The sequence below is a fragment of the Qipengyuania aestuarii genome (assembly GCF_019711535.1).
GTDB classification, from domain to species: domain Bacteria; phylum Pseudomonadota; class Alphaproteobacteria; order Sphingomonadales; family Sphingomonadaceae; genus Qipengyuania; species Qipengyuania aestuarii.
On sequence record NZ_JAIGNP010000001.1, the window covers coordinates 766,738 to 791,711 of the forward strand.

The 24,974-nt window shown below is 63.0% G+C and carries 20 protein-coding genes and 1 tRNA gene; 14 read left to right on the plus strand and 7 right to left on the minus strand.

Annotation, left to right across the window (positions count from 1 at the left end; genetic code table 11):
* Window positions 1-60 precede the first annotated feature (60 nt).
* The 3 genes from K3175_RS03870 to K3175_RS03880 all read left to right on the plus strand — a co-directional run bounded on the left by K3175_RS03870 (window position 61) and on the right by K3175_RS03880 (window position 4,511).
* Window positions 61-1,914: a DEAD/DEAH box helicase gene (locus K3175_RS03870; RefSeq protein ID WP_221542348.1), complete on the plus strand. Its 1,854-nt coding sequence runs from the start codon at window positions 61-63 to the stop codon at window positions 1,912-1,914.
* Between the two features lie 108 nt (window positions 1,915-2,022).
* Complete coding sequence (locus tag K3175_RS03875; RefSeq protein ID WP_221542022.1) at window positions 2,023-2,760, plus strand: EcsC family protein; 738 nt, start codon at window positions 2,023-2,025, stop codon at window positions 2,758-2,760.
* Between the two features lie 77 nt (window positions 2,761-2,837).
* Window positions 2,838-4,511, plus strand: coding sequence for a M28 family metallopeptidase (locus tag K3175_RS03880; protein ID WP_221542023.1), 1,674 nt, complete (start codon window positions 2,838-2,840; stop codon window positions 4,509-4,511).
* A gap of 112 nt (window positions 4,512-4,623) precedes the next feature.
* Here K3175_RS03880 and bdcA read toward each other — a convergent pair whose 3' ends face one another.
* Window positions 4,624-5,337, minus strand: coding sequence for an SDR family oxidoreductase (bdcA, locus tag K3175_RS03885; protein WP_221542024.1), 714 nt, complete (start codon window positions 5,335-5,337; stop codon window positions 4,624-4,626).
* A gap of 75 nt (window positions 5,338-5,412) precedes the next feature.
* On the opposite strand from bdcA, the gene K3175_RS03890 reads away from it, so the two are divergent.
* Complete coding sequence (locus K3175_RS03890) at window positions 5,413-6,003, plus strand: TetR/AcrR family transcriptional regulator (protein ID WP_221542025.1); 591 nt, start codon at window positions 5,413-5,415, stop codon at window positions 6,001-6,003.
* A gap of 17 nt (window positions 6,004-6,020) precedes the next feature.
* Here K3175_RS03890 and uvrC read toward each other — a convergent pair whose 3' ends face one another.
* Complete coding sequence (gene uvrC / locus K3175_RS03895) at window positions 6,021-7,988, minus strand: excinuclease ABC subunit UvrC (protein ID WP_221542026.1); 1,968 nt, start codon at window positions 7,986-7,988, stop codon at window positions 6,021-6,023.
* Between the two features lie 80 nt (window positions 7,989-8,068).
* Here uvrC and K3175_RS03900 point away from each other — a divergent pair, with 80 nt between their 5' ends.
* Together K3175_RS03900 and K3175_RS03905 are read left to right on the plus strand one after the other, a co-directional pair.
* A complete protein-coding gene (locus K3175_RS03900) occupies window positions 8,069-9,355 on the plus strand; it encodes an APC family permease (protein ID WP_221542027.1) in 1,287 nt (428 codons plus the stop codon).
* Window positions 9,355-10,539 carry a BaiN/RdsA family NAD(P)/FAD-dependent oxidoreductase gene (locus K3175_RS03905; protein WP_221542028.1) on the plus strand — a complete coding sequence of 395 codons (1,185 nt, stop codon included), beginning with the start codon at window positions 9,355-9,357 and terminating at the stop codon, window positions 10,537-10,539. Before K3175_RS03900 ends, K3175_RS03905 begins: the two co-directional genes overlap by 1 nt.
* Before the next feature lie 7 nt (window positions 10,540-10,546).
* On the opposite strand, the gene K3175_RS03910 is transcribed toward K3175_RS03905, so the two are convergent.
* Window positions 10,547-13,207: a TonB-dependent receptor plug domain-containing protein gene (locus K3175_RS03910; protein ID WP_221542029.1), complete on the minus strand. Its 2,661-nt coding sequence runs from the start codon at window positions 13,205-13,207 to the stop codon at window positions 10,547-10,549.
* Between the two features lie 258 nt (window positions 13,208-13,465).
* Here K3175_RS03910 and infA point away from each other — a divergent pair, with 258 nt between their 5' ends.
* The 6 genes from infA to K3175_RS03940 all read left to right on the plus strand — a co-directional run bounded on the left by infA (window position 13,466) and on the right by K3175_RS03940 (window position 17,052).
* The gene (gene infA / locus K3175_RS03915; RefSeq protein ID WP_007163491.1) at window positions 13,466-13,711 is read left to right on the plus strand and encodes a translation initiation factor IF-1; all 246 of its coding nucleotides are present in this window, start codon (window positions 13,466-13,468) and stop codon (window positions 13,709-13,711) included.
* A 19-nt stretch (window positions 13,712-13,730) separates the two neighbouring features.
* On the plus strand, window positions 13,731-14,306 hold the full coding sequence (locus K3175_RS03920; RefSeq protein WP_221542030.1) for a Maf family protein: 576 nt from the start codon (window positions 13,731-13,733) through the stop codon (window positions 14,304-14,306).
* Window positions 14,299-15,258 carry an Rne/Rng family ribonuclease gene (locus tag K3175_RS03925; protein WP_221542031.1) on the plus strand — a complete coding sequence of 320 codons (960 nt, stop codon included), beginning with the start codon at window positions 14,299-14,301 and terminating at the stop codon, window positions 15,256-15,258. The genes K3175_RS03920 and K3175_RS03925 overlap by 8 nt, the downstream gene beginning before the upstream one ends.
* Window positions 15,251-15,430 (plus strand): DNA gyrase inhibitor YacG, encoded by a 180-nt coding sequence (locus K3175_RS03930; RefSeq protein WP_221542032.1) that lies wholly within the window; start codon window positions 15,251-15,253, stop codon window positions 15,428-15,430. Before K3175_RS03925 ends, K3175_RS03930 begins: the two co-directional genes overlap by 8 nt.
* Before the next feature lie 88 nt (window positions 15,431-15,518).
* Window positions 15,519-15,594 (plus strand) — tRNA-Phe (locus K3175_RS03935).
* A 141-nt stretch (window positions 15,595-15,735) separates the two neighbouring features.
* Window positions 15,736-17,052, plus strand: a complete 1,317-nt coding sequence (locus K3175_RS03940; RefSeq protein WP_221542033.1) for a cation:proton antiporter — start codon at window positions 15,736-15,738, stop codon at window positions 17,050-17,052.
* Here the strand turns inward: K3175_RS03940 and K3175_RS03945 are convergent.
* The 3 genes from K3175_RS03945 to K3175_RS03955 are packed head-to-tail and all read right to left on the minus strand — an operon-like array spanning window position 17,049 to window position 20,064.
* Window positions 17,049-18,305: an adenosylmethionine--8-amino-7-oxononanoate transaminase gene (locus K3175_RS03945; RefSeq protein ID WP_221542034.1), complete on the minus strand. Its 1,257-nt coding sequence runs from the start codon at window positions 18,303-18,305 to the stop codon at window positions 17,049-17,051. The genes K3175_RS03940 and K3175_RS03945 overlap by 4 nt on opposite strands.
* Window positions 18,302-18,922: a dethiobiotin synthase gene (bioD, locus tag K3175_RS03950; RefSeq protein ID WP_221542035.1), complete on the minus strand. Its 621-nt coding sequence runs from the start codon at window positions 18,920-18,922 to the stop codon at window positions 18,302-18,304. The genes K3175_RS03945 and bioD overlap by 4 nt, the downstream gene beginning before the upstream one ends.
* Complete coding sequence (locus tag K3175_RS03955) at window positions 18,919-20,064, minus strand: 8-amino-7-oxononanoate synthase (RefSeq protein ID WP_221542349.1); 1,146 nt, start codon at window positions 20,062-20,064, stop codon at window positions 18,919-18,921. Before K3175_RS03955 ends, bioD begins: the two co-directional genes overlap by 4 nt.
* A 145-nt stretch (window positions 20,065-20,209) precedes the next feature.
* Here K3175_RS03955 and purC point away from each other — a divergent pair, with 145 nt between their 5' ends.
* Window positions 20,210-21,016 (plus strand): phosphoribosylaminoimidazolesuccinocarboxamide synthase, encoded by an 807-nt coding sequence (gene purC / locus K3175_RS03960; RefSeq protein WP_221542036.1) that lies wholly within the window; start codon window positions 20,210-20,212, stop codon window positions 21,014-21,016.
* Here the strand turns inward: purC and K3175_RS03965 are convergent, their stop codons facing one another.
* Window positions 21,017-21,898 carry a diacylglycerol/lipid kinase family protein gene (locus K3175_RS03965; RefSeq protein ID WP_221542037.1) on the minus strand — a complete coding sequence of 294 codons (882 nt, stop codon included), beginning with the start codon at window positions 21,896-21,898 and terminating at the stop codon, window positions 21,017-21,019.
* Between the two features lie 169 nt (window positions 21,899-22,067).
* On the opposite strand from K3175_RS03965, the gene K3175_RS03970 reads away from it, so the two are divergent.
* Window positions 22,068-24,953 carry a M16 family metallopeptidase gene (locus tag K3175_RS03970; RefSeq protein WP_221542038.1) on the plus strand — a complete coding sequence of 962 codons (2,886 nt, stop codon included), beginning with the start codon at window positions 22,068-22,070 and terminating at the stop codon, window positions 24,951-24,953.
* The last annotated feature ends 21 nt before the right edge of the window (window positions 24,954-24,974 follow it).

Consider the following 24,974-nt stretch of genomic DNA (forward strand, 5'->3'; position numbering starts at 1 on the left):
CAACCCTACCCCGTTTTCGCTCTGCGGCACTTTCGCCGCGGCGCCAGCCCTGTGAGCCTTATGTCCTTCGAAAATCTCCCGCCCATGATCGGCGAAGCCCTTGCCGCGCGCGGTTATACCGCCCTTACCCCCGTGCAGTCCGCCGTGATCGAGGACGAGGCGCGCGGCCGCGATCTCGTCGTCTCGGCGCAGACCGGGTCGGGCAAGACGGTCGCCTTCGGCCTCGCCATGGCCGAAGCGCTGCTGGCCGAAACCGCCAATCTGGCGCTCGTCGAAAAGCCGCTGCTGCTGGTCATCGCGCCGACGCGCGAACTGGCGCTGCAGGTCAGCCGCGAACTGGGCTGGCTGTATGCCCAGGCGGGCCTGCGCATGGCGACCTGTGTCGGCGGCATGGACGCGAGCAAGGAACGCCGCGCGCTGCGGGCGGGCCCGGCCATCGTGGTCGGCACGCCGGGGCGTCTGCGCGATCACCTCGAACGCGGGGCGCTGGACCTGTCGGACCTGCTTGGCGTGGTGCTCGACGAAGCGGACGAGATGCTGGACATGGGCTTCCGCGAGGATCTGGAAGAGATCCTGGATGCAACGCCCGAGACGCGCCGCACGCTGCTGTTTTCGGCCACCATGCCGCGCCAGATCGAACGACTGGCCGAACGCTATCAGACCAATTCGCTGCGCCTCAGCCTCGTCGGCCAGGACCGCGGGCATGGCGACATCAGCTATCAGGCGATCACCGTCTCCCCCGCCGAGGTGGAGAATGCGGTGGTGAACCTGCTGCGCTATCACGAGGCGGAGACGGCGATTCTGTTCTGCGCCACGCGCGACAATGTGCGCCGCTTCCACGCGACGCTGCAGGAACGCGGCTTCGGCGTGGTGGCGCTGTCGGGCGAACATTCGCAGAGCGAGCGCAACCAGGCGCTGCAGGCTTTGCGTGACCGGCGCGCGCGTGTGTGCGTCGCCACCGATGTCGCCTCGCGCGGGATCGATCTGCCCACGCTCACCCTCGTCATCCATGTCGAGATTCCGCGCGATGCGGAGACGCTGCAGCACCGTTCGGGCCGGACGGGCCGCGCGGGCAAGAAGGGCACGGCGGCGATCATCGTGCCCTACAACCGCCGCCGCCGCGTCGAAGGCATGCTGCGCGGCGCCAAGATCGAGGCGGAGTGGATGGATGCGCCCACGCCCGAAATGATCCACAAGCAGGATCGCAGCCGCCTGATGGAAGCGCTGACCGCCGAGGCCGAATATGACGAGCACGACCGTGCCATGGCCAAGGAGCTGATGGAAAAGCGCTCGCCAGAAGATATCGCCGCGGCGCTGGTGCAGGCGCACCGCGCCAAGCTGCCCAGCCCCGAGGAACTGGCCGCCAACACGCCCGAAGCGCGCGACAAGGCCAAGGCCGACCGCCAGCGCCCCGGCTTCGAGGACGTGGCGTGGTTCAAGATCGGCGTCGGCCGCCGCCAGAACGCAGAGGCGCGCTGGATCCTGCCGCTGCTGTGCCGCCGCGGGCATATCACGCGCAACGAAATCGGCGCGATCCGTATCGGCCAGTTCGAAAGCTGGTTCCAGGTGCCCACCGCGGTCGCACCCAAATTCGCCGAAGCAGTCGCGCGCACGGCCTCGTCCGAGGACGAGCAGGACGCCATCCTGATCGAGGAAGCACCCGAAGGTCCGCGCATCCAGGCCCGCGAAAACCGCCGCGAAGGTGGCGGCGGCGGATCGCGCGTGCGGCCCAAGCCTTTCGGCAAGGGTCCGAACCGCGGCCCCGGCGGCCCCCGCAAGAGCGAGGGCGGCAAGAGCTTCGGCGGCGGCAAGCCCGGCGGGAAACCTGGCGGCAAGCCGTTCAAGAAAGGCCCCAAGCCGACCGGCAAGAGATTCGCCGGTAAGGGCAAGCCGGGCGGCAAGAAGGCCGACTGAGGCTTTCGTCCGCGGGCGGTCAAAGCGATGCGGAGGCGCAGGTAGCTGCTCCTCCGCAGAAACGCGCCATGCCCCGGAACGCGTCTGCCCCTCGACCATTGCGTTGTCATGGACATCGCACAAGAGCAGCAGCGCTTTCGCCGCCAGAAACCCTCCCGCCTCGGCCGGGGGATCGAACGCCTTACCCATCCTTTCGGCAAGGCCATCGCCAGCGTCGTGCCCAACGCGGTTGTGGAAGCGGTGCTGAAGGGCCTCGATACGGCGGTCGGCATGCCGCAGCTGGTGCGTTTCGACCATGACGTGAACGATCTGGAAGCGGCCAATCGCGCCGCCAAGAAGGTCACCCGCGCAGCCCGCTCGATCAGCGCCAGCACCGGCGCGGCAGCCGGGCTCGGCGGCGCCATCTCCATGGGCCTCGACATTCCCGCCACCATCGCCATCGCGCTGCGCACCATCCGCGACACCGGCCGCGCCTATGGCTTCGATGGCGAAGGTCCGGCAGAAAAGCTCTTCCGCCTGCAGATCCTCGAACTCTCCGCGCTGGACGATCCCGAACAGCGCGAAGCCCGCATCGCCGCATTGGAAAGCGCGATCGGCGACAATGGCCAGCTGATCCATGCCGATCACGAACACATCACCCCGGTCGTCGACCAGGCGGTCGAACGCGTCAGCCGCGCGATCGCCTTCACCAGCTTCCGCAGCCGCGCGGGCATGATCGTGCCGGTGGTCGGCTCGGTCGTCGGCGGGCTGGTCAATTCCTCGTTCCAGGACGATGTCGGCAAGGCCGCCCGCTTCGCCTTCCAGGCCCGCCGCCTGAAGCAGGACGGCAGCCTCGCCGCCGCCTGACGACCTGTCCACGGTGCGGGGTTTTCAACGATAATCCAACCAGCTAGGCCAAGCCCCTACCCTAGCTGGAGATTTCGATGATCCTTCGCAGCCTCGCCGCAAGCACGGCCCTGATCCTTGCCCTTCCCGCCGCCGCGCAGCCGGAAGAGATGGCAGGCACCGAGATCGAAGCAGACCGCCTCGTGCAGACCGTGCGCACGCTGGCTTCCGACCAATTCGAAGGCCGTGCGCCCGGCACTGCGGGCGAAGACCGCACGATCGGCTATCTCATCGGCAGGTTGCAGGCGCTCGGCCTCGAACCGGGCGGCGAAAACGGCACGTGGACGCAGAAGGTCCCGCTGCTGCACACCCGCCTCGGCACGCCTGAACGCCTCGCCTTCCAGCATGATGGCAACACGAGCGAGCTGAGCTTCCCGACGGACATCTACCTCTCCACCCTCCAGCCGAATGCCGCGGCCAAGATCGACGGCGCGCCGCTGGTCTTCGTTGGCTACGGCGTCCACGCGCCCGAGCGCGGGTGGGACGATTTCAAGGGCGTGGACCTCAAGGGCAAGGTCGCCGTCTTCCTCGTCAACGATCCCGATTTCCACGCCGGGGCGGATGAAGATGTCGCCGGAACCTTCGGCGGGCGCACCATGACCTATTACGGGCGCTGGACCTACAAGTTCGAGGAAGCCGCGCGGCAAGGCGCGGTGGGCGCGCTGATCGTTCACGAAACCGCCGGTGCGGGCTATGGCTGGAACGTCATTGAAAGCCCGGGCGGCGAGAATTACGACGTGGTCCGCAAGCCCGAAGACCTGACCAGCCTCGCGCTTCAGGGCTGGATTTCGGGCGAGACCGCCAAGAGCCTCTTCGCCGATGCGGGGCTGGACTTGGCCCAGCTGAGCGTGGCCGCGCGCAAGGACGATTTCCGCCCCGTCGATCTCGGCACCAGCTTTTCCGCATCTTTCCCGGTCACCAGCGAAGTGGTGCAGAGCCAGAACGTGCTGGCGAAGATTTCCGGCACCAAGCGGCCCGAGGAGAGCATCGTCTACGGCGCGCACTGGGATGCCTATGGCGAAGGCCAGCCCGACGAGCTGGGCCGCATCTACCGCGCCGGGGCGAATGACGATGCGCTGGGCGTTGCCGGGCTGATGGAGATCGCCCGCGCGTTCAAGGCCGCTCCCGCGCCGGATCGCAGCGTGGTCTTCGCCTTCTGGACGGCAGAGGAACGCGGTTTGCTGGGATCGGAATTCTACGCCGCCAATCCGCTCTACCCGATCGAGAAGACGGTCGCGAATTTCGACCTCGACATCCTGCAGACGGCGGGCCTTGCGAAGGACGTGATCCTCGTCGGCAAGGGGCAGAGCACGCTGGAAGACGACCTGGCCCGCTTCGCCGCCGCGCAGGGCCGCACGGTGAGCGAGGAAAGCCTGCCCGAACGCGGTCTGTTCTTCCGCGCCGACCATTTCAGCATGGCCAAGCGCGGCGTGCCGGTGATGCTGATGATGGGCATCGCGGGCGCATCCGACCTGATCGAGGGCGGCAAGGAAGCGGGACAGGCCTGGGTCGATGACTATACCGGGCGCTGCTACCACGCGGCCTGCGACGCCTGGAGCCCCGAATGGAACCTGGCGGGCGCGGTGCAGGACATCGCCCTGTTCCGCGACATGGGCGCCGAATTGGCGAACAGCAGGCGCTGGCCCGAATGGAAGGCTGGTTCGGAGTTCAAGGCCGTGCGCGAGGAAAGCGCGGCGGTGCGCGGGGAATAATTGCCGGGGTAAGCACCCTGCTTTCCAGGCTTCAGCGTCGCTGAGCCAGCATCGATTGTCGTTGGGAACGGCCGATGAAAATTGCTGGCGGACCAGCGGCCCGCCAGCGAAACTATGCGCCGAATGCGCCATCGATGGTGTGCATGGAACCGGTGACAAAGCCCGCTTCCGGCCCGGCCAACCAGGAAACCATGCTGGCGACTTCTTCGGGGCGACCGTGGCGCTTGAGAGCCATGAAGCTGTGCATCAGATCCTTCATGGGTCCATCGGCAGGGTTGGCATCGGTATCGATTGGTCCGGGCTGAACGACATTGATCGTGATGCCGCGCGGGCCGAAATCGCGTGAAAGTCCACGCGCCATGCCCTGCAGCGCCGATTTGCTCAATGCGTAAGACGCCATGCCAGGGAGTGGCATGCGGTCACCATTGACCGATCCGATGACGATAATTCTTCCGCCGTCAGGCATGTTACGCGCCGCCTCGACCGAAGCGTGATAAGGTGCGTGCACATTGACTCGAAACAGCCGGTCGATTTCGTCGGGGTCCTGTTCCAACGCATCACCGAAAATCGCGAAACCAGAATTCACAATCAATATGTCGAGCGGACCACTTTCGCGAACGCGGGCGATGACTGCATCGCGATCGGCGCTATCGGTCTTGACTGCCGTGCTCCCCGTTTCTGCCGCTAATGCCTCTGCCGCTTCCTGCGAACCGAAATAGGTAAAGATTACCTGCGCACCCTGCGCGGCAAAGCGCCGCACAATCGCCGCCCCGATGCCCCGACTTCCGCCGAGCACCAGTACCGTTTTTCCTTTTGATATACCCACGATGTTTTCCTTGAGATATTATGTAAGGGTCCCTACATAAATTTCAGAACGGCCGCTTCAAGGATTTATATAGCTTTGACTACAAAAATATCTCGCGCACGAGGTCGTCCTCGCACCTTCCAAATCGATCAGGCAATCGAGACGGCCCAGAGGCTATTCCATGCGCGTGGATATGATGCGGTGAGCGTAGGCGACATCACCGAGGCGCTGAGTATCAGCCCGCCCAGCTTCTATGCCGCTTTCGGTAGCAAGGCGGGGCTCTACGCCCGCGTCCTGGAGCGCTATCAAGATACGGCGGCCATTCCGCTCCATAGCTTGCTGCGAGCAGATCGCTCCGTCGCGGAATGTCTCGAGGACGTTCTTGCGGAAGCGGCCCGATTCTACGCGGCCAAGCAGAACGCTGCCGGATGCCTCGTGGTTGAAGGGACCCGATGTATTGACGGCGAGGCGCGAGAAGCCGCGCGTACGTACAATCTTGCTGCAGAAGATGTGATCCGCAATTACATCTCGAAACGTCATCCTAGCGAAGCGGATCGATTGACGGATTTTGTGGCGACGACGATGTTCGGTCTGTCTGCCAAGGCCCGAAACGGGCACACCCTCGACCAACTACTTGCAACCGCGCGAATAGCCGGAGCAGCAATCAGGTCCCTGTTATCCGACTGAATCGCGATTGAGGAAATTCATCCCCCGGCGTGGTAGAAATCGTAGATCTGCTGCGCCACCCCTGCACTGATGCCGGGGGCGCGTTTGAGGTCGTCCAGCGCCGCCGCCCGCACTTTTCCTGCCGTTCCGAAATGCAGCAGCAGGGCGCGCTTGCGTGACGGGCCGATGCCGGGGATCTCATCGAGCGGTGAAGCGGTGATGGCGCGGCTGCGCTTGGCGCGGTGCGCGCCGATGGCATAGCGGTGGACTTCGTCGCGCAGGGTCTGGAGATAGAACAGGAGCTGCGAATTGACCGGCAGGGTCTTCTCGCGCCCGTCGGGGAAGTGGAACACCTCGCGCCCTTCGCGGCCGTGATGCGGGCCCTTGGCGATGCCGATGACCGGCACATCCTCGGCAATGCCCAGATCCTGCAGCACGCGCATAACCGATGAGACCTGCCCCTTGCCGCCATCGATCAGCAGCAGGTCGGGCCAGATCGCTTCGTGGCCCTTGCCGCCTTGGGCGCCCTCGTCGGCGCGCTCTGTTTCGGCCAGCTTGCGGAAGCGGCGTTCCATGACTTCGCGCATCATGCCGAAATCGTCATTGGTCTGCGCGGACTTGATGTTGAACTTGCGGTACTGGCCCTTCTCGAACCCTTCGGGGCTGGCGACGACCATGGCGCCCAGCGCCTTGTCGCCCTGGATATGGCTGTTGTCGTAAATCTCGATGCGCTGGGGGACTTCCTCCAGCTCGAGGAAATCCGCCAGTTCGCGCAGCCGCTGCGCCTTGGTGCCGGTTTCGGCCAACCGCCGTTCGAGCGATTCCACCGCATTGCGCTGTGCCTGCTGCATCAGCTTGCGCCGGTCGCCTCGCTGGGGGATCGAGATGGCGACAGCATGGCCCGCCTTTTCCGCCAGCGCTTCGGCGATCAGCTCCTGTTCGGCGAGGTCCTGGTCGACCAGGATGGTGCGCGGCGGCGGGACTTCCTCGTAGAATTGGAGCAGCACGTCGGACAGCACCTCGTCATGCTCCAGATCGCCGGTGTTCTTGGGGAAGAAGGCCTTGTGCCCCCAGTTCTGCCCGCCGCGGATGAAGAAGGCCTGCACGCCGATCTGCCCGCCCTTTGCCGCCAGCGCGAAGACATCGGCATCGCCCACGCCGCTGGCGTTGATGGCTTGGCTGCCCTGGATGAAGGTCGCCGCGCGCAGCCGGTCGCGCAGGATGGCCGCCGTCTCGAAATCGAGATCCTCCGCGGCCTTGGCCATCTGCTTTTCCATATTGGCCTGAACCGCGCTGGATTTGCCCGAGAGAAAATCCTTCGCTTCCTGCACGAGGCTGTCATAGCCCGCCTCGTCGATCCGGCCGACACAGGGGGCCGAACAGCGCTTGATCTGGTAGAGCAGGCAGGGCCGGTCGCGATTGTTGAAGAAACTGTCGGTGCAGGACCGCAGCAGGAACAGTTTCTGCAGCGCATTCAGCGTCTTGTTGACCGATCCGGCGCTGGCGAAGGGGCCGTAGTAATTGCCCTTGGCCCGCCGCGCGCCGCGATGTTTCTGGATCCGCGGAAAGGCATGGTCGGCGCGCAGCAGGATGAAAGGAAAGCTCTTGTCGTCGCGCAGCAGCACATTGAATGGCGGTCGGTAGCGCTTGATAAGCTGCGCTTCGAGAAGCAGCGCCTCGGCTTCGGAATTGGTGACCACGATTTCCATCGCGCGGCACTGGCTGACCATGCGCTGGAGCCGGTTGGTCAGCGCCTTGACCTGCGTGTAATTCGCCACGCGGGCCTTCAGGCTGCGCGCCTTGCCGACATAGAGCACATCGCCGCGCGTATCGAGCATGCGGTAGACGCCGGGCCGCGGCTTCAGCGTCTTCACCGTTTCGCGGATAGCGTTGATGCCGGTTTCCAGATCGGGCTGCGCGCTGGCCACGGTGTTGGTGGCGCGTTCCTCGTGGAAACGCTCCTTGCCTCGAGGATCGTTGGGGGAACCGGCTTTCGTGCGCGACATGGCGGTGGAGATAGTGCGCAATGCCCGCTTGCGCAAAGGGGCGCTTGTGCAAATCGGCAATTGCCGCCATCTCGCCGCGCATGACCGCAAAAACTCTTGCTCCGCCGCGCACCATGGGGCTGTTCGGCGCTTCCCTGCTCCCGGTGAACGGGATGATCGGCGCCGGGATCTTCGCCCTGCCCGCCACGCTGTTTCTGGCCGTGGGCAGCTTCGCGCCCTGGATGATGCTGCTGGGCGGATTGCTGTTCCTGCCGCTGACGCTGACCTTCGCCTGGCTGGCGGCGCGGTTCGATCATTCGGGCGGGCCGATCCTGTATGGCGAGGCGGCCTTCGGGCGGTTCGTGGGCTTCCAGGCCGGCTGGGCCCGCTATGCCAGCGCGATCGTGACTGTCGCGGCGAACACGCATGTCATGGTGTCCTATCTCGCCACGCTCTATCCCGTGCTCGACGGGCCGGTGCTGCGCCCGCTGCTGGTGGCGGGTTTCATCGGCTTCATCACCATCGTGAACCTGTTCAGCCTGCGCAGTTCGGTCACCACGCTGAGCGCGCTGACGGCAGTGAAGATCCTGCCGCTCTTCGCGCTGATCGCCGCCGGGCTGTTCGGCGGCCAGCCCGAGATGGGCCTCGTGCTGCCCGAATTTTCCGACGCCGAAAGCGTGGTGCTGCTGACCTATTACGCCTTTATCGGTTTCGAATATGTCGTGCTGCCCGCCGGTGAGATGAAGAACCCCAAGCGCGACGTGCCGCTGGCGCTGATAGCGATGCTGGCGGCAGTGACGCTGCTCTACATGCTGGTGATCTGGGCCTATATCGGCATCGCCCCTGCAGCGAGCGCGGATGCGGAGAACCCGCTGGCGATCGCGGCGCAGGATGCCATGGGATCGGTCGGTGCGATCGCCATCGTGATCGCGGCAGCGTTCAGCATCGGGGCGAACAATTTTGCCGGCGGCATCAGCCTGCCGCGCATGACCTATGGCATGGCCGAAAGGGGCATGTTGCCGCGGTGGTTCATGCAGGTTTCGCCCAAGCTGGAAACCCCGGTCAATTCGATCCTTTTCTACGGCGCGGCAAGCATCGCCTTCGGCCTGTGGGAAGGCTTCATGGTGCTGGCGCTGGCAGGGACGCTGACGCGGCTGCTGACCTATCTCGTCGCGGCTTTCGCGCTGCCGGTGATCGAAAAGCGCGACGGCGGCATCAATCTGCTTCACGGCTTTGTTTCGATCCTGACCGTGATCAGCACGATCTGGGTCGGCACCCATGCGGATGAACAGAGCTGGCTCGTCTTCGGCGAGCTCGTCGCCGCCGGGACGCTGCTTTACTTCATTGCCCGGCAAGAACGCCCGGTAGAGCCGCTTTCCGTCCAGTAATGGCCGATTACGACGCGATAATCTTGGGCGCCGGTGCGGCGGGCCTGATGTGTGCCGGGCGCGCAGGCCAGCTGGGCAAGCGCGTGCTGGTGCTGGAAAAGGCCGAAAAGCCGGGCAAGAAAATCCTGATCTCCGGAGGCGGCAGGTGCAATTTCACCAATATCGGCGCAGGTCCGGCCAATTATTTGTCGAGCAATCCCCATTTCGCAAAGTCCGCGCTTGCCCGCTACACACCGCGCGATTTCCTCGAACTGGTCGAGAGCTACGGCATCGCCTGGCACGAAAAAACGCTGGGCCAGCTGTTCTGCGACGGGTCCTCGAAGCAGATCGTCGAGATGCTGCTGGAGGAATGCGCAAAAGGCAAAGTCGAAGTGCGCTGCAATACCGAAGTAAACGCAGTCGAGCATGAGGACAGGCGCTTTGCCGTCATGGCCGGTGGGCAAATCGTAACGGCGACCAGCCTCGTCATCGCCACCGGAGGTCCTTCGATCCCCAAAATGGGCGCTACCGGCTTTGCGTATGATCTAGCGCGGCAGTTCGGCCTCAAGGTCGTCGAGCCGCGCCCCGCCCTCGTCCCATTGACCCTCGGCGGAGAGGAATTGCTGTTCCGCGAGATATCGGGCGTCTCCGCCCCGGTCGTGGCCAGTGCGGGCAAGGCGCGCTTCCCGGAAGCGGCACTCTTCACCCATCGCGGCCTGTCGGGGCCGTCCATTCTGCAGGTCTCATCCTACTGGAAGCCGGGCGAGGAAGTGGCGGTCGATTTCCTGCCGGATAACAACGGCGACTGGCTGCTCGACCGGAAACGGGAAACGCCCCGCGCCACGCTGCGCTCGATCCTGCGCGAGGCCCTGCCCGACCGGCTGGCCGATATCCTTGCCGAAAAGCTGGGGGTCGAAACCGAACTCGGCAATGCGAGCGACAAGGCGCTGCGGGCGGCGCAGGAGCGGCTTTCGCGCTGGAGCTTCCGCCCGTCCGGAACCGAAGGCTTTGCCAAGGCCGAGGTGACCGTAGGCGGCATTTCAACCTCGGCGCTGTCCTCGAAAACCCTCGAAGCCAAATCCGTACCCGGCCTCTACGCCATTGGCGAGGCGGTGGACGTGACCGGCTGGCTCGGCGGCTACAATTTCCAGTGGGCCTGGGCCAGCGGCGTGGCGGCGGGCGAATCCATCGCCGCCACAGCCTGATCCTGCCCTAGAACGCCTTGCGGATATCGATACCGAGGTAACGCCCGGTCGGGTCGATCCGGAAGGGTTCATAGGCGGTAGGCACATCGCCATTCTCATCGGTCACCCGGCGCCGCGCATCGAAGACATTGTCCGCCACCAGCGATACACGCAAACCATCCAGCCAGCCGTCTTCCTTCTCGAACACTTCTCCGAGGTTTGCGAACAGGCGCAGGTCGAAAGTGGCAAGATCAGAGAAGAAGAGATCGCTCGATCCCGGGAAATCGCCGCCGCGCAGGACCGCATCCCCGACATATTGGCCCGACAGGCGCAAGCCGTAGCCCTGCCAGAAAATACCGCCTTGGAAGCGAGAAGTATTGCGTGGCAGGGCGCCACCACCCAGCACGAGACCATCGAGCTGGTCGAATAACGGGCCATCCTGTGACAGCAGTACCTCATTCTCCAGAGTGACGTCGTGGCTCAAGCTGAGGAAGTAGCGCGCGCGATTGTCCTCGCGTTCTCCACCGCCAAACATCGCACCTCGACCGCCAGCGCCTCGCGGCTGGCTAGTCGGCGCGTTCTGGTCGCCTGAAGCGCTGCACATACGTTCACGAAGCGCTGCCAGCTTTTCCGCATCGATCTCCCCATTCTCGTTTCTGAGCCGGGCGAGCATCTCTTCGGGCAGGCTATCGAGTTCTGGCGGATCGGCGCAGATCGCGGCGCGCATAGCCGCGAAACGCTCACCCGTCTTTTCGGCTTCCGCACCACAAAACCGTGCCCGGGCTGCGGTGATCTTTTCGGGATCGGGATTACCGTTTTCGTCGAGCAGACGTGCGCGGAACATGTCAGGAAGTTGGGACAGGTCAGGAGTGCCACCTTCGGGCGTTTCGCAAAAGACTTTGCGAATGGCCTCCATGCGTGATGGATCGAAGCCGCCCGTCGGCGCGCTGTTGCTTTGCACGCGGGCCCTATCGCCACTCGCGGCAGGTTGCGGCTCTTTTCCAATTTGACCACGGGTATTCAGCCCGAAGGAAAGGATCCGGCTGCGGGTTTGGTAAAGCGTGAGCGGGCGGCGATCGATCGCTAGCAGTTCACCGGCATCATCGCGGCTTACCCGATCGGGAAAGGCCTGTTCGAAAGCCGAACTGAAGCCCGGTGACGAGGTAACGTCGCGCGATCGATTGATGCCGTAATCAACATTGAAGCGCGTGTTCTCCCAGAAGGGAAGCTCCCAATTAGCGCTAAATTTCCAGTCGGATTGTGTTTCTTCCTGCAAATCCGGGTTCCCGCCTGTGATCACCGTCGCCAAAACGGTCTGACCGGTGCGGTAATCGAACACGGTGGAATTGAGCTCGTCGATGCGTGGGCTGCCAAGATTTGTCAGTGACGGCGCGACTTCACGCCAGATCCGCGTGCCGCTCAGACTCAAATTTTCGAACGGCGACCAGTTGACACCCAAGGACCAGTTGGCAAGCGTGCCGAAGTCAGAAAGATCGTCCACTCCAGCAGTCGCTGTCAGGCCGATATCCCCAATCGCACCGAGTGGATCGCCCCTTCGCGCAACCGGAAGGTTGACCGTCAGCCCTGCGCCGAGGCGGCGACGCGACAAACCCAGATCGGCGTCACTACGCGTGTCTTCGCTTTCGATCCGGTTCCAGTCCAGATTGAGGTCAAGCGTGGTGCTGAGTTCTCCGGCAGGTAATTCAAGCGGGAAGCCGTTGAGGGTTAGTTTGTTCGCCGTCGTGTAATTGCGACTACGTGCTGTGTCGAAACCACTTGCGTCGTTGCGGTCGATCTCGGTCAATCCCCGCGCGTAGTTATTGTCGCTGGTGAACGTCGCAATCCAGTCGCCGAGTGGCTTGTTGATACTCAGCCCTGCCGACACGCTGTCAGTGTTGCCGCGCCGTTCGAGCGGGGTGGTCCCGTCAATCGCAAGGCCCGACAGGCTGCGAGTCTCATCATGTTCGAAGGTGCCGTTGAGATTGAATGACGTGCCGCTTTCGATGAAGGCACGGGCATAATTGGCATCCGCCTGAAAGCCGAACGTATCGGAGATCAGGCTGCGGAAAGGCGCTTCTTCTGCAGAACGGGCAGGCGTGACATCGCGTTCGGCTTCGGTCAGCAGGCTGCGGTCTTCCGCTTCCACGCTGATGTTGAGCCGGCCCTTCTCGCCGATCCTGAGCCAGGTCGCTTCCTGTTCGTTGCGCGAATATCCGCCGATACCGGGCTGTTCGTATTCGACTTCTGCGGTCAGGCTCTGGAAATCTGGTTTAAGGATGATATTCACCACGCGCTGGTCGGCAGAATAGCCGAAGCGCTGGGCCACTTCTTCAGGAAACACCTCGATCTTGGCAACGGCTTCTGGAGGGTAGCTGCGAAATTCGCGCGAACTCGACACGCGGATCCCATTGAGCAGGAAAACCGGCCGACCTCCACCGCGACCGCCGCGTGCGCTGCTGCCGGTGGCAGGTTCCAGAGCCTCGAGAAGGTCGGCAATGGAATTGGCACCGAACGCCGCGATGTCGGCTTCGTCATATTCGGCGATCGGGGGCTGATCGACAATCAACTGGCCTTTGAGCCTTGTGCCATAGACCACGATATCCCCCTCATCGACGGTAGGTTCGTCGGGAGCAGGCTCCGGAAGCTGCTGCTCAACGGGCCGTTCCTCCTGCGCTATTGCAGAAGGCACTTGCCATACCCATATGGCAGTAAGCGCTAGAAGCGCAGATTTCCGGGATTTATGGATCATCAATAACTTCCGATTTCTTGTCGTTGCCCCCTCGCCTCGCCTGATTGACGAACGTCGGGGTCGGCACAAGATGGGTTAGCGTAACATTTCGTCGCAGCAGGCTTGCACGCGGGTGAATGCCACACTCTTTCCTTTTATCCCGCCTCCCGCTATGGGCGCGCGACACACCTCGACCAACTGCATGACTTAAGGACACGAATGGCCAAAGAAGAACTTCTCGAAATGCGCGGGCGCGTTGTGGAACTGTTGCCCAACGCCATGTTCCGCGTCGAGCTCGAGAACGGCCACGAAGTTCTCGGCCACACTGCCGGCAAGATGCGCAAGAACCGCATCCGCGTGCTGGTGGGTGACGAAGTGCTGTGTGAACTGACGCCTTACGATCTGACCAAGGCGCGCATCACCTACCGCTTCATGCCGGGACGCGGCGGACCCGGCCCCCAGTAACATTCTGCAGTAAGTCAGATTGGGCCAGCCCACTCTCATTCTTGCATCCGCCAGCCCGCGCCGCCGCGAATTGATCGCGCGGCTCGGCATCGTGCCGGATGCCATCAATCCTGCCGATATCGACGAAACGCCCGCCAAGGGCGAGCTTCCGCGCGTCTATGCCAGCCGCATGGCGCGCGAAAAGGCTGAAGCCGCCGCCAGTAGCGATGGCTTCGTTCTCGCCGGCGATACGGTCGTGTGTGCCGGGCGCCGTATCCTGCCCAAGGCCGAGGACGAGGCGACGGCGCGCGAATGTCTCGCGCTTCTTTCAGGGCGCAGGCACCGGGTGCTTTCCGCCATCGCCCTGCGCGCTCCTGATGGCACGCTGCGCGAACGGCTGAGCGAAACCATCGTGATGTTCAAGCGGCTCTCCACCGCCGAGATCGACGCCTATATGGAAAGCGGAGAGTGGGACGGGAAAGCCGGCGGCTATGCCATTCAGGGAATTGCCGAAGGTCTCATCAGCCGCATCCAGGGCAGCCACTCGGGCGTCGTGGGCCTGCCGCTTTACGAAACGCGCCTGCTGCTGAAGGCAGCCGGATTCGAAATTGCCTGAGACAGGGCCCGAATGGGTCGTCGAAGACGGCGTGGGCGAAACCCGCGCGCTGCTGATCGACGGGGACACGGTGTTAGCCGCGAAACTGCGCTGGCCGGGTGAATTCTACCGCGGGCAGGAGCTGACTGCGAAACTTGTCAGCAAACGCGGTGCCCGCGGCACTGCCATGACAGCCGAGGGCCGCGAACTGCTGGTCGACCGGCTGCCCCGCGAGGTGTCTGAGGGCAGCGAGCTGGCGCTGGTGGTGACCCGCGCCGCGCTCGCCGAACGCGGACGCTACAAGCTGCCCTCGGCCCGTGTGGCCTCTCAGCCGACGCCCGTCGCCGATCCGATCGAGACCGGCAAACGCGTCCATCGCTTCCCGCCCGGCATGTGGGAAGAGGTGTGGCAGGCCGCGAGTTCGGGCGAGGTGACATTCGATGGCGGATCGCTGCTGTTTGCCGTGACGCCTGCGATGACGCTGGTCGACATAGACGGGGCTCGCGATTCGCGCTCGCTGGCCCTTGCTGCGACCGGACCCCTGGCCCGCTCGCTGGGCGAATTCGACCTTGGGGGATCGATCGGGATCGATTTTCCGACTCTGGAGGCGAAGGCCGACCGCAAGGCCGTGGACACCGCAATGGGAGAAGCGCTCGGCGACTGGCCGCACGAACGCACCGCCATGAACGGTTTCGGCTTCGTGCAACTGGTAGCACGGCTGGAAGGGCCATCGCTGCTTCACCGCTTCGCCACCTCGCGCGTGGGCATGGCCGCCCGCATGGCGCTACGCCGCGCGGAAATGGTGGACGGTGCTGGCGTGACCCTGCTCACCGTGCACCCGGCGCTGAAGGCAAAGCTCCGCCCGGAATGGCTCAGCGAAGTGGAACGGCGCACCGGCAGGCCGCTGCGGATAGAAACCGATCCCGGCCTTGCCATCGAAGCGGCGGCTGCCCAGATCGTGGGCCATGAATAAAGTCTGCCCGATCTGCAAGAAACCCCGCGTGGAAGAGCACAAGCCCTTCTGCTCCACCCGCTGCCGCGACCGCGATCTCGCCCAGTGGTTCGGCGACGGTTATGCGCTTCCCGGACGCGCGGCCCTGCCCGAAGAAATCGCTGCGGAAGTGGTGAAGCCACAAGACGATTGAATTAGGCCCTTGCCAAGCACGCGCGCCTTCGCCATAGGCGCCCACTCCAACCGCTGATGAGCCTTTCGAGAGCTCTCAGCGACGGCAAGCCCGGGTAGCTCAGTTGGTAGAGCATGCGACTGAAAATCGCAGTGTCGGCGGTTCGAATCCGTCCCCGGGCACCACTCCCCCGCCCTTATCGATACCGTCGATTCTGATCGCCGCCGCTTGATGCGGACCGTGCTTTGCGATCGTATCGAACGCCGCACGACCCTGATTCCACAGGCGCGCTTCCCGTAACGCGATGTCCGCGCTATCCCGCAGGGATGCACGAAGAAACCGCAACCATGCTCTCCGCCTTCGATATCGCAGCTTTGCTGGTGGTGGCTTCCGCGCTGCTGGGATGGTTCAACCACCATTTCATCAAGCTGCCGCACGTCATCGGGCTGACGGTGATGGGCGCGCTGGCGGCAATCGGGCTCATGGTGGTCGACGCCCTGATCCCAGGAGTAACGCTCTACGATCAGGTGACGGAAGTTCTTCAGCAGATGAATTTCACCGAAACGCTGCTGCAGGGCATGCTTAGCTTCCTGCTCTTCGCCGGGGCGCTGCACGTCGATCTGGACCGCTTGAAGACGGCCTGGCTGCCGGTGCTGCTGCTTTCCACGGTCGGCGTGATAATCTCCACCGTGCTCGTCGGTGCGGCGACATGGGGCGTTGGCTCCATGCTCGGCCTTTCCTTCGCCCCGATCTGGTATTTCGTGTTCGGCGCGCTCATCGCACCGACGGACCCGGTATCGGTGCTTGGCGTCCTGAGGGAAGAGAACGTCCCGCAGTCCCTGCAAAGCGCAGTGGCAGGAGAAAGCCTGTTCAACGACGGTGTGGGCATCGTCGTGTTCATCATCCTTCTCGGCGCCGCAGTCAGCGGCAACGAATTCCCCCTCTCGGAAGGTGTGCGTCTGTTCGGGATCGAAGCAGGCGGGGGCATCCTCGTCGGTCTCGTCGCGGGCTATTTCGGCTATCGCGCGCTCGCTGGAATGGATGAATACACGCTGGAAGTGCTGATCACTCTCGCCATTGTCATGGGCGGGTATGCCCTGTGCAGCCAGCTCCACATTTCGGGCCCGCTGGCCATGGCGGTTGCCGGCTTGCTGATCGGCAACCAGGGCGTGACCTATGCGATGAGCGATGTAACGCGCGATTATGTGATCAAGTTCTGGGAACTGGTGGACGAATTGCTCAACTCGGTCCTGTTCCTGCTTATCGGACTGGAGATGATCGTGCTGACGATCACCGGAGAAGTCCTGCTGTTCGGCCTGATTGCTATCCCGCTGACGCTGATTGCCCGCGCCATCGGAATCTTCGTGTCGACAAAGACAATTCCTGCCGCCCGGCTGCAGGACAAAGGCGCTGGCCGCGTGCTGTGGTGGGGCGGACTGCGCGGGGGCATTTCCGTCGCCCTCGCACTGTCGCTACCTCCCGGGGAGACGCGCGACTTCATCCTGGCCGGGACTTTCGCCGCCGTGTTATTCAGCGTGCTTGTGCAGCGCGCCACGCTGGGCATGCTCATCGACAAACTCAAGGACGGCAAGGCTCCGGCGGTCGAGGGCGATGGAAGCTCCACCGCCCCGTCCATCCATTAGGCTGCCACAAAATCGTCGGCAGCTGCGCCGATTTCCGACCACACCCGGTCGAGATCGGCATCGTCGATGCAATAGGGGGGCATGACGTAGACCGTGTTGCCAAGCGGGCGCAGCAGCAGATCGGCATCGCGAAAGCGGCGCAGCAGGCGCGGGCCTAGATCGGAAAGATAGCTGCCCGCCGCATCGCCCATCTCAAGTGCAGCGATCGTTCCGCAGCGGCGCCCATTGCGAACCGCCGGATGCCCCGACAGCGCGGAGAGGTGCGCTTCCTGCCGCGCGCAGAGGCCGTCAATGCGTTCCATAACCGGCTCTTCGCGCCAGATTGCCAGATTGGCATTCGCGGCGGCGCAGGCGATCGGGTTCGCCGTATAGCTGGAGGAATGATAGAAAGTGCGCGTCCGGTCGTTCGAATAATGAGCCGCCCAGATCGGCTCGCTAGCCATGGTCACGGCCAGCGGCATCGAACCGCCAGTCAGACCCTTTGAAAGACACATCATGTCGGGCACGACATCTGCTTGCTCGCACGCGGTCAGCGTACCCGTCCGGCCCCATGCCGTCATGACTTCATCGGCGATGAAGAGAGTGTCGTAACGTGCGCAGATACGGCGCATCTCGGTGAGGACGGATGGAGAATACATAAGCATGCCGCCCGCCCCCAGAACGAGAGGCTCGACGATGAAAGCCGCCGCTCCGCCGGCACATTCCCGTTCCAGTGCATCGTAAGTCGGCTGCGGGTCGTCCCCGGGGAAGGGCACGCGGCCCACGTCGAACAGCATGGGGGCATAGGCGGCATTGAACACGCCTCGCGCGCCGACCGACATCGCGCCGATCGTGTCGCCGTGATAGGAATGCTCCATCACGACGATACGGCTGCGCTCCTCCCACTGATGCTTCCAGAAGCCCAGCGCCATCTTCAGGGCGACTTCCACCGCGGTGGAGCCGCTGTCGGAGAAGAACACGCGGCTGAGCTGGTCCGGCAGGATCCTGCGCAATTCGAGCGCCAGCTGTTCCGCCGGTTCATGCTTCCAGCCGGCGAAGATCATCTGATCGAGCTTTCCGGCCTGCTCCGCGATCGCCGCGGCAATACGGGGATGGCAGTGGCCGTGCGTCGTCACCCACCAGCTCGAGATCGCATCCACGATGCGGCGCTTGTCGGCAGTGTAAAGCGCGGCACCTTCCGCGCGCTCTATCTGCGGAATAGGGTCGCCAAGGCCGTGCTGCGTGAAGGGATGCCAGACAGGTGACTGGGTCATATAAAATCCGAGAGGTCGAAATTAGCGGCGAAAGCGTCTGCGAGAGATGCTGCGTCTAGTTGGGGGATAAGCGGCAAGCGCCCAAGTCGGCGAACATTGCCCAAGCGGCAAATGGTGGCCTCGCTATCCTCCACCGGGTCGCCGACGAAAGCGATGCCGTGCACTTTCACACCGCGGGCTCGCAGTGCCTCCAAGGTCAGCAGCGAATGGTTTATCGTTCCAAGAGCCGTGCGAGCGACCACGATCACCGGAAGATCCCACTGCGCGAAGAGATCGGCGTACAATACATCGCCCCCCAGCGGGACAAGTGCGCCCCCTGCCCCTTCCACGACGAGGGGGCGTTGGGGCGGAAGGGTTAGCCGGTCTGGCTCTATGGTCACGCCGTCAATCTCGGCTGCGAGATGCGGCGAACAAGGTGTTTTCAGCCGATAGGCCTCCGCGATTATCCGCTCCGGCTCAAGCGATGCAAGCTCCGCGACGCGCGACAGATCACCGCCCTCATCGAGCCCCGCCTGAACCGGCTTCCAGTAGTGCGCGCCCAGCGCCTGTGTCAGCGCGGCAGAAAACACCGTCTTGCCGATTTCTGTATCGGTACCGGTGACGACATAAGCGCTCATAAAATTGTCTCCTCGAGTGCGCTGGCCAGCGCGTCGATCTCTTCCCGCTCTACATTCAGGGTAAGCGAAATGCGTAGGCGGCTGCTACCGTGCGGCACCGTTGGCGGGCGAATGCCACGAATATCAAAACCGCGCGCTTGTAGGGCTTTTGCCGCGGTCATCGTGCGCGCTTCCCCGCCAAGCACCAGCGGCATTATCTGCGATCCGGTCAACGCCACACCGAAAGGAGCAAGGCGCTTTCCCGCATAATCCACCAGGCGGGCCAGTTCCTCCCGCCGGTGCGGCTCGTCGGCAACTGCCGACAAGGCTTCTCTCACGCAGGCAGCCATCAGCGGGGACGGTGCGGTTGAAAAAATGAAATTGCGGGCGCGGTTGACCAGATGATCCCGCATGATGCGAGGCCCGGAAAGAAGCGCGCCCTCGCATCCCAGCGCCTTGCCGCAGGTCCGCAGCACGATCGTGTTTTCGCGGCCATCAAGAATCGAGGCCAGTCCCCTGCCCCCGTCGCCCCAAACACCGGTGGCGTGCGCATCATCGGCATAAAGGACCCCGCCGTAGCAATCGGCGAGCGCCAGCAACTGCTCGAGCGGCGCACGGTCGCCGTCCATGCTGTAGAGCGTCTCGACCGCGATCCACGGAGTGCCTTGCGCATGATCAACTCTCCACCCGGCGAGCGCGTCAGCGAAGGCGTCGACGTGGTTATGCGCGATGGCGCGGGTTTCTGCCCTGGCGAAACGCATGCCTTCATGCGCGCTGGCGTGGATCAATTCGTCGAAAAAAATGATGTCCCCGCGCTGAGGCAGGGTCGAAAGGAGCGCACTGTTCGCGGCATATCCGCTGGCCATGAAAAGCGCGCTTTCGCAGCCCAAGAACGCAGTTGCTTCCGCTTCGAGCCTTTCATGCTCCGGATGATTGCCCCGCAACAGCCGCGACCCGCCGGATCCAACGGGAACGCCGCGCCCGATGGCGCTCTCCGCCGCTGCCTTCAACCGCGCGCTACCCGCCAGCCCCAGATAGTCGTTCGAAGAGAGGTCGATGCCGGTTTGCGGAGCGAGCGATCGCAGGCGGGAATTTTCCCGCAACCCGTCCAGATCTCCCGCCAAATGGGCAAAGGGACCGCGCAGTGTTTCTGCCTTTTCCATGTGCGGCCCCGCTAACGCTGTCACGCCGCGCCTGCAATTGCTTTCGCCGCTCTCGCTCTGTATGGCCGCGCCCACGTTACGGCTCAGGATTGCGAGGGGCGATTCTGTAGCTGCGAGAAGGCTTTTCCAGCGAGGGAACACACGCATGGCACGTCGCCGCCAGATCTACGAAGGCAAGGCCAAGATTCTTTACGAAGGTCCTGAGCCGGGCACGATCATCCAGTATTTCAAGGATGATGCCACCGCCTTCAATGCCGAAAAGAAAGGCACGATCAACGGCAAGGGCGTGATCAACAATCGCATCAGCGAATATGTCTTCACCCGCCTTTCGCACATCGGCATCCCGACCCACTTCATTCGCCGCCTCAACATGCGCGAGCAATTGGTCCGCCAGGTGGAGATCATCCCGCTTGAAGTGGTGGTCCGCAATGTCGCCGCCGGCTCGCTCAGCAAGCGGCTCGGCGTCGAGGAAGGCGAGCTTCTTCCCCACACGCTGATCGAATATTGCCTCAAGGATGATGCTCTGGGCGATCCAAAGGTCTCGGAAGAGGAAATCGCATGCTTCAACTGGTGCAGCCATGAAGAGATGCAGGACATGTCTTCCATGGCCATCCGCATCAACGATTTCCTGTGCGGCATGTTCGCTGCCATCGACATCAGACTGGTGGACTTCAAACTGGAATTCGGGCGGATCTGGGACGGTGATTACAGCCGCACCATTCTTGCTGATGAAATCAGCCCGGACGGCTGCCGCCTATGGGATATCAACACCGGCGAGAAGCTCGACAAGGACCGTTTCCGCCGGGACATGGGCGGCGAAAGCGAAGCCTATCAGGAGGTCGCCCGGCGTCTCGGCCTGCTGCAGAACGAGGATAACGGCCCCGGCGAAGTTCTCGACATGAACGCCCACCGCGGCCGGCTGCGCAGCCCCGCCAAGCCAGCGAAGAAGTAACTAGACCACGTATCGCAAGGTCAGGCCGCTCGGCGCGATTGCATAGGCGCAGTCGGGCATGTGGTCGCCATCGACCTGCACCGGGGTCACGCAGCGGTCGAATTCGATCCGGTGGCAGGAGCGGACGCGCGCCTTGGCGAACCGCTCCACCGGCAGGCCCAGCATCGCTGCAAGGCTGAGGGCCATGATGCGCAGGCGGGTGCCTTTGCCAACTGTGATGAGTTCGACCGAATCTGCGTGAAGCGCCGCCTCGGGGCTGAGGCGGAATGGACCCGCGTACAGGGCTGCATTCGAAACGATGACCGCTTCCGCCTCGTCTTCGAATTGCTCGCCTTTCGTCGTCGTGCCGCGGATACGCATCGGCGCCCTCGGCCATTCGCGCAATTGCTGCATCATCGCGGCAACATAGGCGTAGCGCCCGATCCGCTTTTTCAGCGCGCCCGACACCCGCGCCACCGCATGGCTGTCGGGGCCGATGGAAAGGCATGAGACAATCGGCATGTCACCAAGCCGATAGAGCGGAGCTTCGATCCAGCTTTCCGGTCCCCGCGCCCAAGCTTCAGCCAACTTTTTCGCAAACGCCTGCGGATCGCGCGGATAGGACAATTCGCGTGCCACCAGATTGATGGTGCCGGACGGTGCGATGGCGAGAGGGACCTGCCCTGCATCGACGCCCAATGCCTGGACGGTGTCGCGCAATGTTCCGTCGCCGCCGTGAACGCACACAAGGTCGGCCGTTCCAGACAGGACCGCGCCATCGGCGGTGGTGGGCAAGGCACACACTTCAAACCCTGCCTGCTCGAGCGCGACCAGCAGCTTGTCGCAAATCGATTGGCTGAAGCTGCCGGATACAGGGTTAAAGACGAGATCCAGTTTGGTCACCGGATGCTCCTAGCCGCCATTGCAGCCTGCGCAACCACCATAGTGGGGCCCCGCAGCAGGAAAAGTACGGAAAATAAGGAGATATTTGCCCTTCCAATCCCATCGCCAACTGCATTACCAAGGTCGTTGGACGAGCCTGCCACATGGCAGTGGAGATGGGGACCTTTTCATGAAAAATAGGAATTTAACCTGCGCGTTGGCAGCTCTGCCGCTTCTTGCGCTGTCTGTTCCGGCGACATCATTCGCTCAGGAGACAGATGTTACGACGAGTGCCCTCCGCGCACCTTCGGGCGAAACGGCCTGGGGCATTCCCGTTTACGACATCCCCGCCGACGCAGATGTCCGCTTCGGCGTGCTGCCCAACGGCATGAAATATGCGATTGCCCACAATGAAACGCCGAAAGACACTGCCGTCGTTCGGTTCGGTTTCGATGTGGGCTGGATTGACGAGCGTGAAGCGGAATTGGGCCTCGCCCATGTGGTCGAGCATATGGCCTTCAACGGTTCGACAAATGTGCCCGAGGGCGAAATGATCAAGCTGCTTGAACGACTCGGGCTCGCATTCGGGGCGGATACTAATGCTTCGACCAGCTTCGAGGACACGATCTACAAGCTCGACCTGCCGCGCGTGGATTACGAGCTCGTCGATACGGCCCTGATGCTGATGCGTGAAACCGCGTCGGAACTGACGATCACGGATGAAGCGGTCGATCGCGAGCGCGGGATCATTCAGTCGGAAACACGCACCCGCAACAATTATCAGATCCGCAGGTTCAAGGACTATTTCGACTTCGTCTCGCCGGATACACTGTATGCAAAGCGGTTCTGGGCGGACGGGACGGTCCAGAATATAGATGCAGCTCCCGGCTCGGTCGTGCGGGACCTCTATCGCCGCTATTATCGGCCCGACAATGCCACTCTCGTCGTGGTCGGCGATGTCGACCCAGCTACAATCGAAGCCAAGATCGTAAAGAAATTTTCCAGCTGGCAGGCGCCTTCGGCCGCAATCAGCCAGGTGGACAAAGGTTTGGTCGATATCCGTCGCGGTAGAGCGGCAGGAAATTTCGTCGACCCGGATGTTCCTTACATCGTGACGATCGATCGCTTCGCGCCTTATCAGGAACGCGAAGACACTGTTGCCGAACTGCGCCAGCAGCTGCTCGTAAATCTCGGCACAATGATCCTCAACCGTCGCCTTCAGAAAATCGCCACGAGCGAGGACGCCCCTATCGTCGGCGGCAATACAAGTGCCAGCGACTTTTTCGACATCAATCGCCAGTCTTCCATGCAAGTACAGGCGAAGGAAGGCGAATGGGAGCAGGCACTCGGGACTGCCGAACAGGAATGGCGGCGGGCGGTGCGATATGGGGTCACCCCCGCCGAATTGACCGAGCAGCTGGCCAATCTGGAAAAGGCGCTTCGCGATGGAGCCGCGCAGGAAGGCACCCGATCGAACCAGCAGCTCGCAGACAGCATCCTGGCAACGTCCCGCGCCGAGGAACTCTTCGTCAAGCCGAGCACGTATTATTCCCTGTTCGAGCAGTTGAAACCCGGGCTCACCGCAGAAGCCGTCAGTGCAGCGCTGGCGCAGCATTACAGGCTGAGCGACCCGTTGATCCACGTCTCCACGAAGGAGCCGATCGCGGATGCCGAAGCCACCATTCTTGCCGCTTACGACCGGTCGAGTGAGGTGGCCGTCGCCGCACCTGAAGACGGCGGGCTCGTGGAATTTGCCTACGCGCCTTCAGGTGAAAGTGCGGCAATAGTTTCCGATACGGTCGTCGAAGATCTGGGCATCCGCACCATTCGTTTTGAGAACAATGTCCTGTTGAACCTCAAACAGACCAGTTTCGAAGACGACAAATTGCGCTATTCGATCCGCGTGGGCTCGGGCCAGCTCGCGTTCCCGGACGAGGATCTATCCGAAGCTATTCTGCTGTCCAATCTCAGCGCCCAGGGCGGGCTTGGCCAGCACAGCTTCGACGAGCTGCGTCAGATATTTGCAGGCCAGAGCCTCACCTATGGGTTCAACGTCGCCGAAGACAAATTCGTCGTCATGGGCGCCGGGACCATGGCTGACCTGCCCGCGCAGATGAACCTGAGCATGGCTTACCTCACCGATCCCGGCCTTCGTCCGGAAATGGTCAGCCAATGGCGCGGCCTGATCCCGCCCTTCATGGCGCAAATCGATTCAACCCCGCAGGCCGTAGCTCAATTCAAGGCAGGCGAGGTCGTAAGCGGCGATAATCCACGTTTTGCTTTTCCTAGTGAGGCCGAACTGGAAGCAGTCAGCGCAGATCGCGCCCGCGCGCTCATCGCCGACGAGTTCGCGACTGCGCCCATCGAAATCGCAGTGGTTGGTGAATTCGATGTAGACCAGGCCATCGCAGCCGTCGCTTCCACCTTCGGCAGCTTGCCCCCACGTGCCACACAAGTCGAAGTGCACGCAGAGCGCCGGAAAGCTGCCTTCACGAGCGACCGTGGCGAGCGGGTACTGACTCACGCCGGTGCACCGGACCAGGCCCTTGCCCAGACGTATTGGCCCACCACCGATGACGGGGATGCTCAGGAAGAAGCGACGCTGGAACTGCTAGCCCGCGTCATGCGCCTGGAAATGACCGACACCATACGCGAACAGCTTGGGGCATCCTATTCTCCCAGCGCGGGATCATCGATGTCCGACATCTACGATGGGTACGGCACCTTCTCGACCTCGGTGATCGTCGAACCCTCACAAGCGGAGGAGGTCTTTGATGTAGTGGATCAGCTGGCTGACAAGCTTCGTTCTGCACCCGTCGATGCCGATACGCTCGACCGGGCGCGCAAACCGCTGCTCGAGCAGATTGCCCAGGCAAGAAAGAACAATGGGTGGTGGCTCGGCGTAGCGGACGACGCGCAGCTGGATGCCGGGCGACTCGATCGAATCCGGACGCAGGAAAAGCGTTATAATGCGGTGACGCCGCAGATGCTGCAGCAGGCGGCCCAGCGATATATCGATCCGGCGCAGGCCCTGCGAATCCGTATCGTGCATGAATCGCTGGTCGAAGGCGAGTAAAGGCTTCCAGAAATGAAAAAG

Excerpts from the sequence above, each read along its gene's own strand:
- K3175_RS03940 (WP_221542033.1), top strand. The coding sequence starts at position 15,736 with ATGCACGAAGAAACCGCAACCATGCTCTCCGCCTTCGATATCGCAGCT.
- bioD (WP_221542035.1), bottom strand. The coding sequence starts at position 18,922 with ATGAGCGCTTATGTCGTCACCGGTACCGATACAGAAATCGGCAAGACG.
- infA (WP_007163491.1), top strand. The coding sequence starts at position 13,466 with ATGGCCAAAGAAGAACTTCTCGAAATGCGCGGGCGCGTTGTGGAACTG.
- K3175_RS03870 (WP_221542348.1), top strand. The coding sequence starts at position 61 with ATGTCCTTCGAAAATCTCCCGCCCATGATCGGCGAAGCCCTTGCCGCG.
- K3175_RS03930 (WP_221542032.1), top strand. The coding sequence starts at position 15,251 with ATGAATAAAGTCTGCCCGATCTGCAAGAAACCCCGCGTGGAAGAGCAC.
- K3175_RS03905 (WP_221542028.1), top strand. The coding sequence starts at position 9,355 with ATGGCCGATTACGACGCGATAATCTTGGGCGCCGGTGCGGCGGGCCTG.
- K3175_RS03970 (WP_221542038.1), top strand. The coding sequence starts at position 22,068 with ATGAAAAATAGGAATTTAACCTGCGCGTTGGCAGCTCTGCCGCTTCTT.
- K3175_RS03875 (WP_221542022.1), top strand. The coding sequence starts at position 2,023 with ATGGACATCGCACAAGAGCAGCAGCGCTTTCGCCGCCAGAAACCCTCC.
- K3175_RS03955 (WP_221542349.1), bottom strand. The coding sequence starts at position 20,064 with ATGGAAAAGGCAGAAACACTGCGCGGTCCCTTTGCCCATTTGGCGGGA.
- K3175_RS03880 (WP_221542023.1), top strand. The coding sequence starts at position 2,838 with ATGATCCTTCGCAGCCTCGCCGCAAGCACGGCCCTGATCCTTGCCCTT.
- K3175_RS03900 (WP_221542027.1), top strand. The coding sequence starts at position 8,069 with ATGACCGCAAAAACTCTTGCTCCGCCGCGCACCATGGGGCTGTTCGGC.
- uvrC (WP_221542026.1), bottom strand. The coding sequence starts at position 7,988 with ATGTCGCGCACGAAAGCCGGTTCCCCCAACGATCCTCGAGGCAAGGAG.
- purC (WP_221542036.1), top strand. The coding sequence starts at position 20,210 with ATGGCACGTCGCCGCCAGATCTACGAAGGCAAGGCCAAGATTCTTTAC.
- K3175_RS03945 (WP_221542034.1), bottom strand. The coding sequence starts at position 18,305 with ATGACCCAGTCACCTGTCTGGCATCCCTTCACGCAGCACGGCCTTGGC.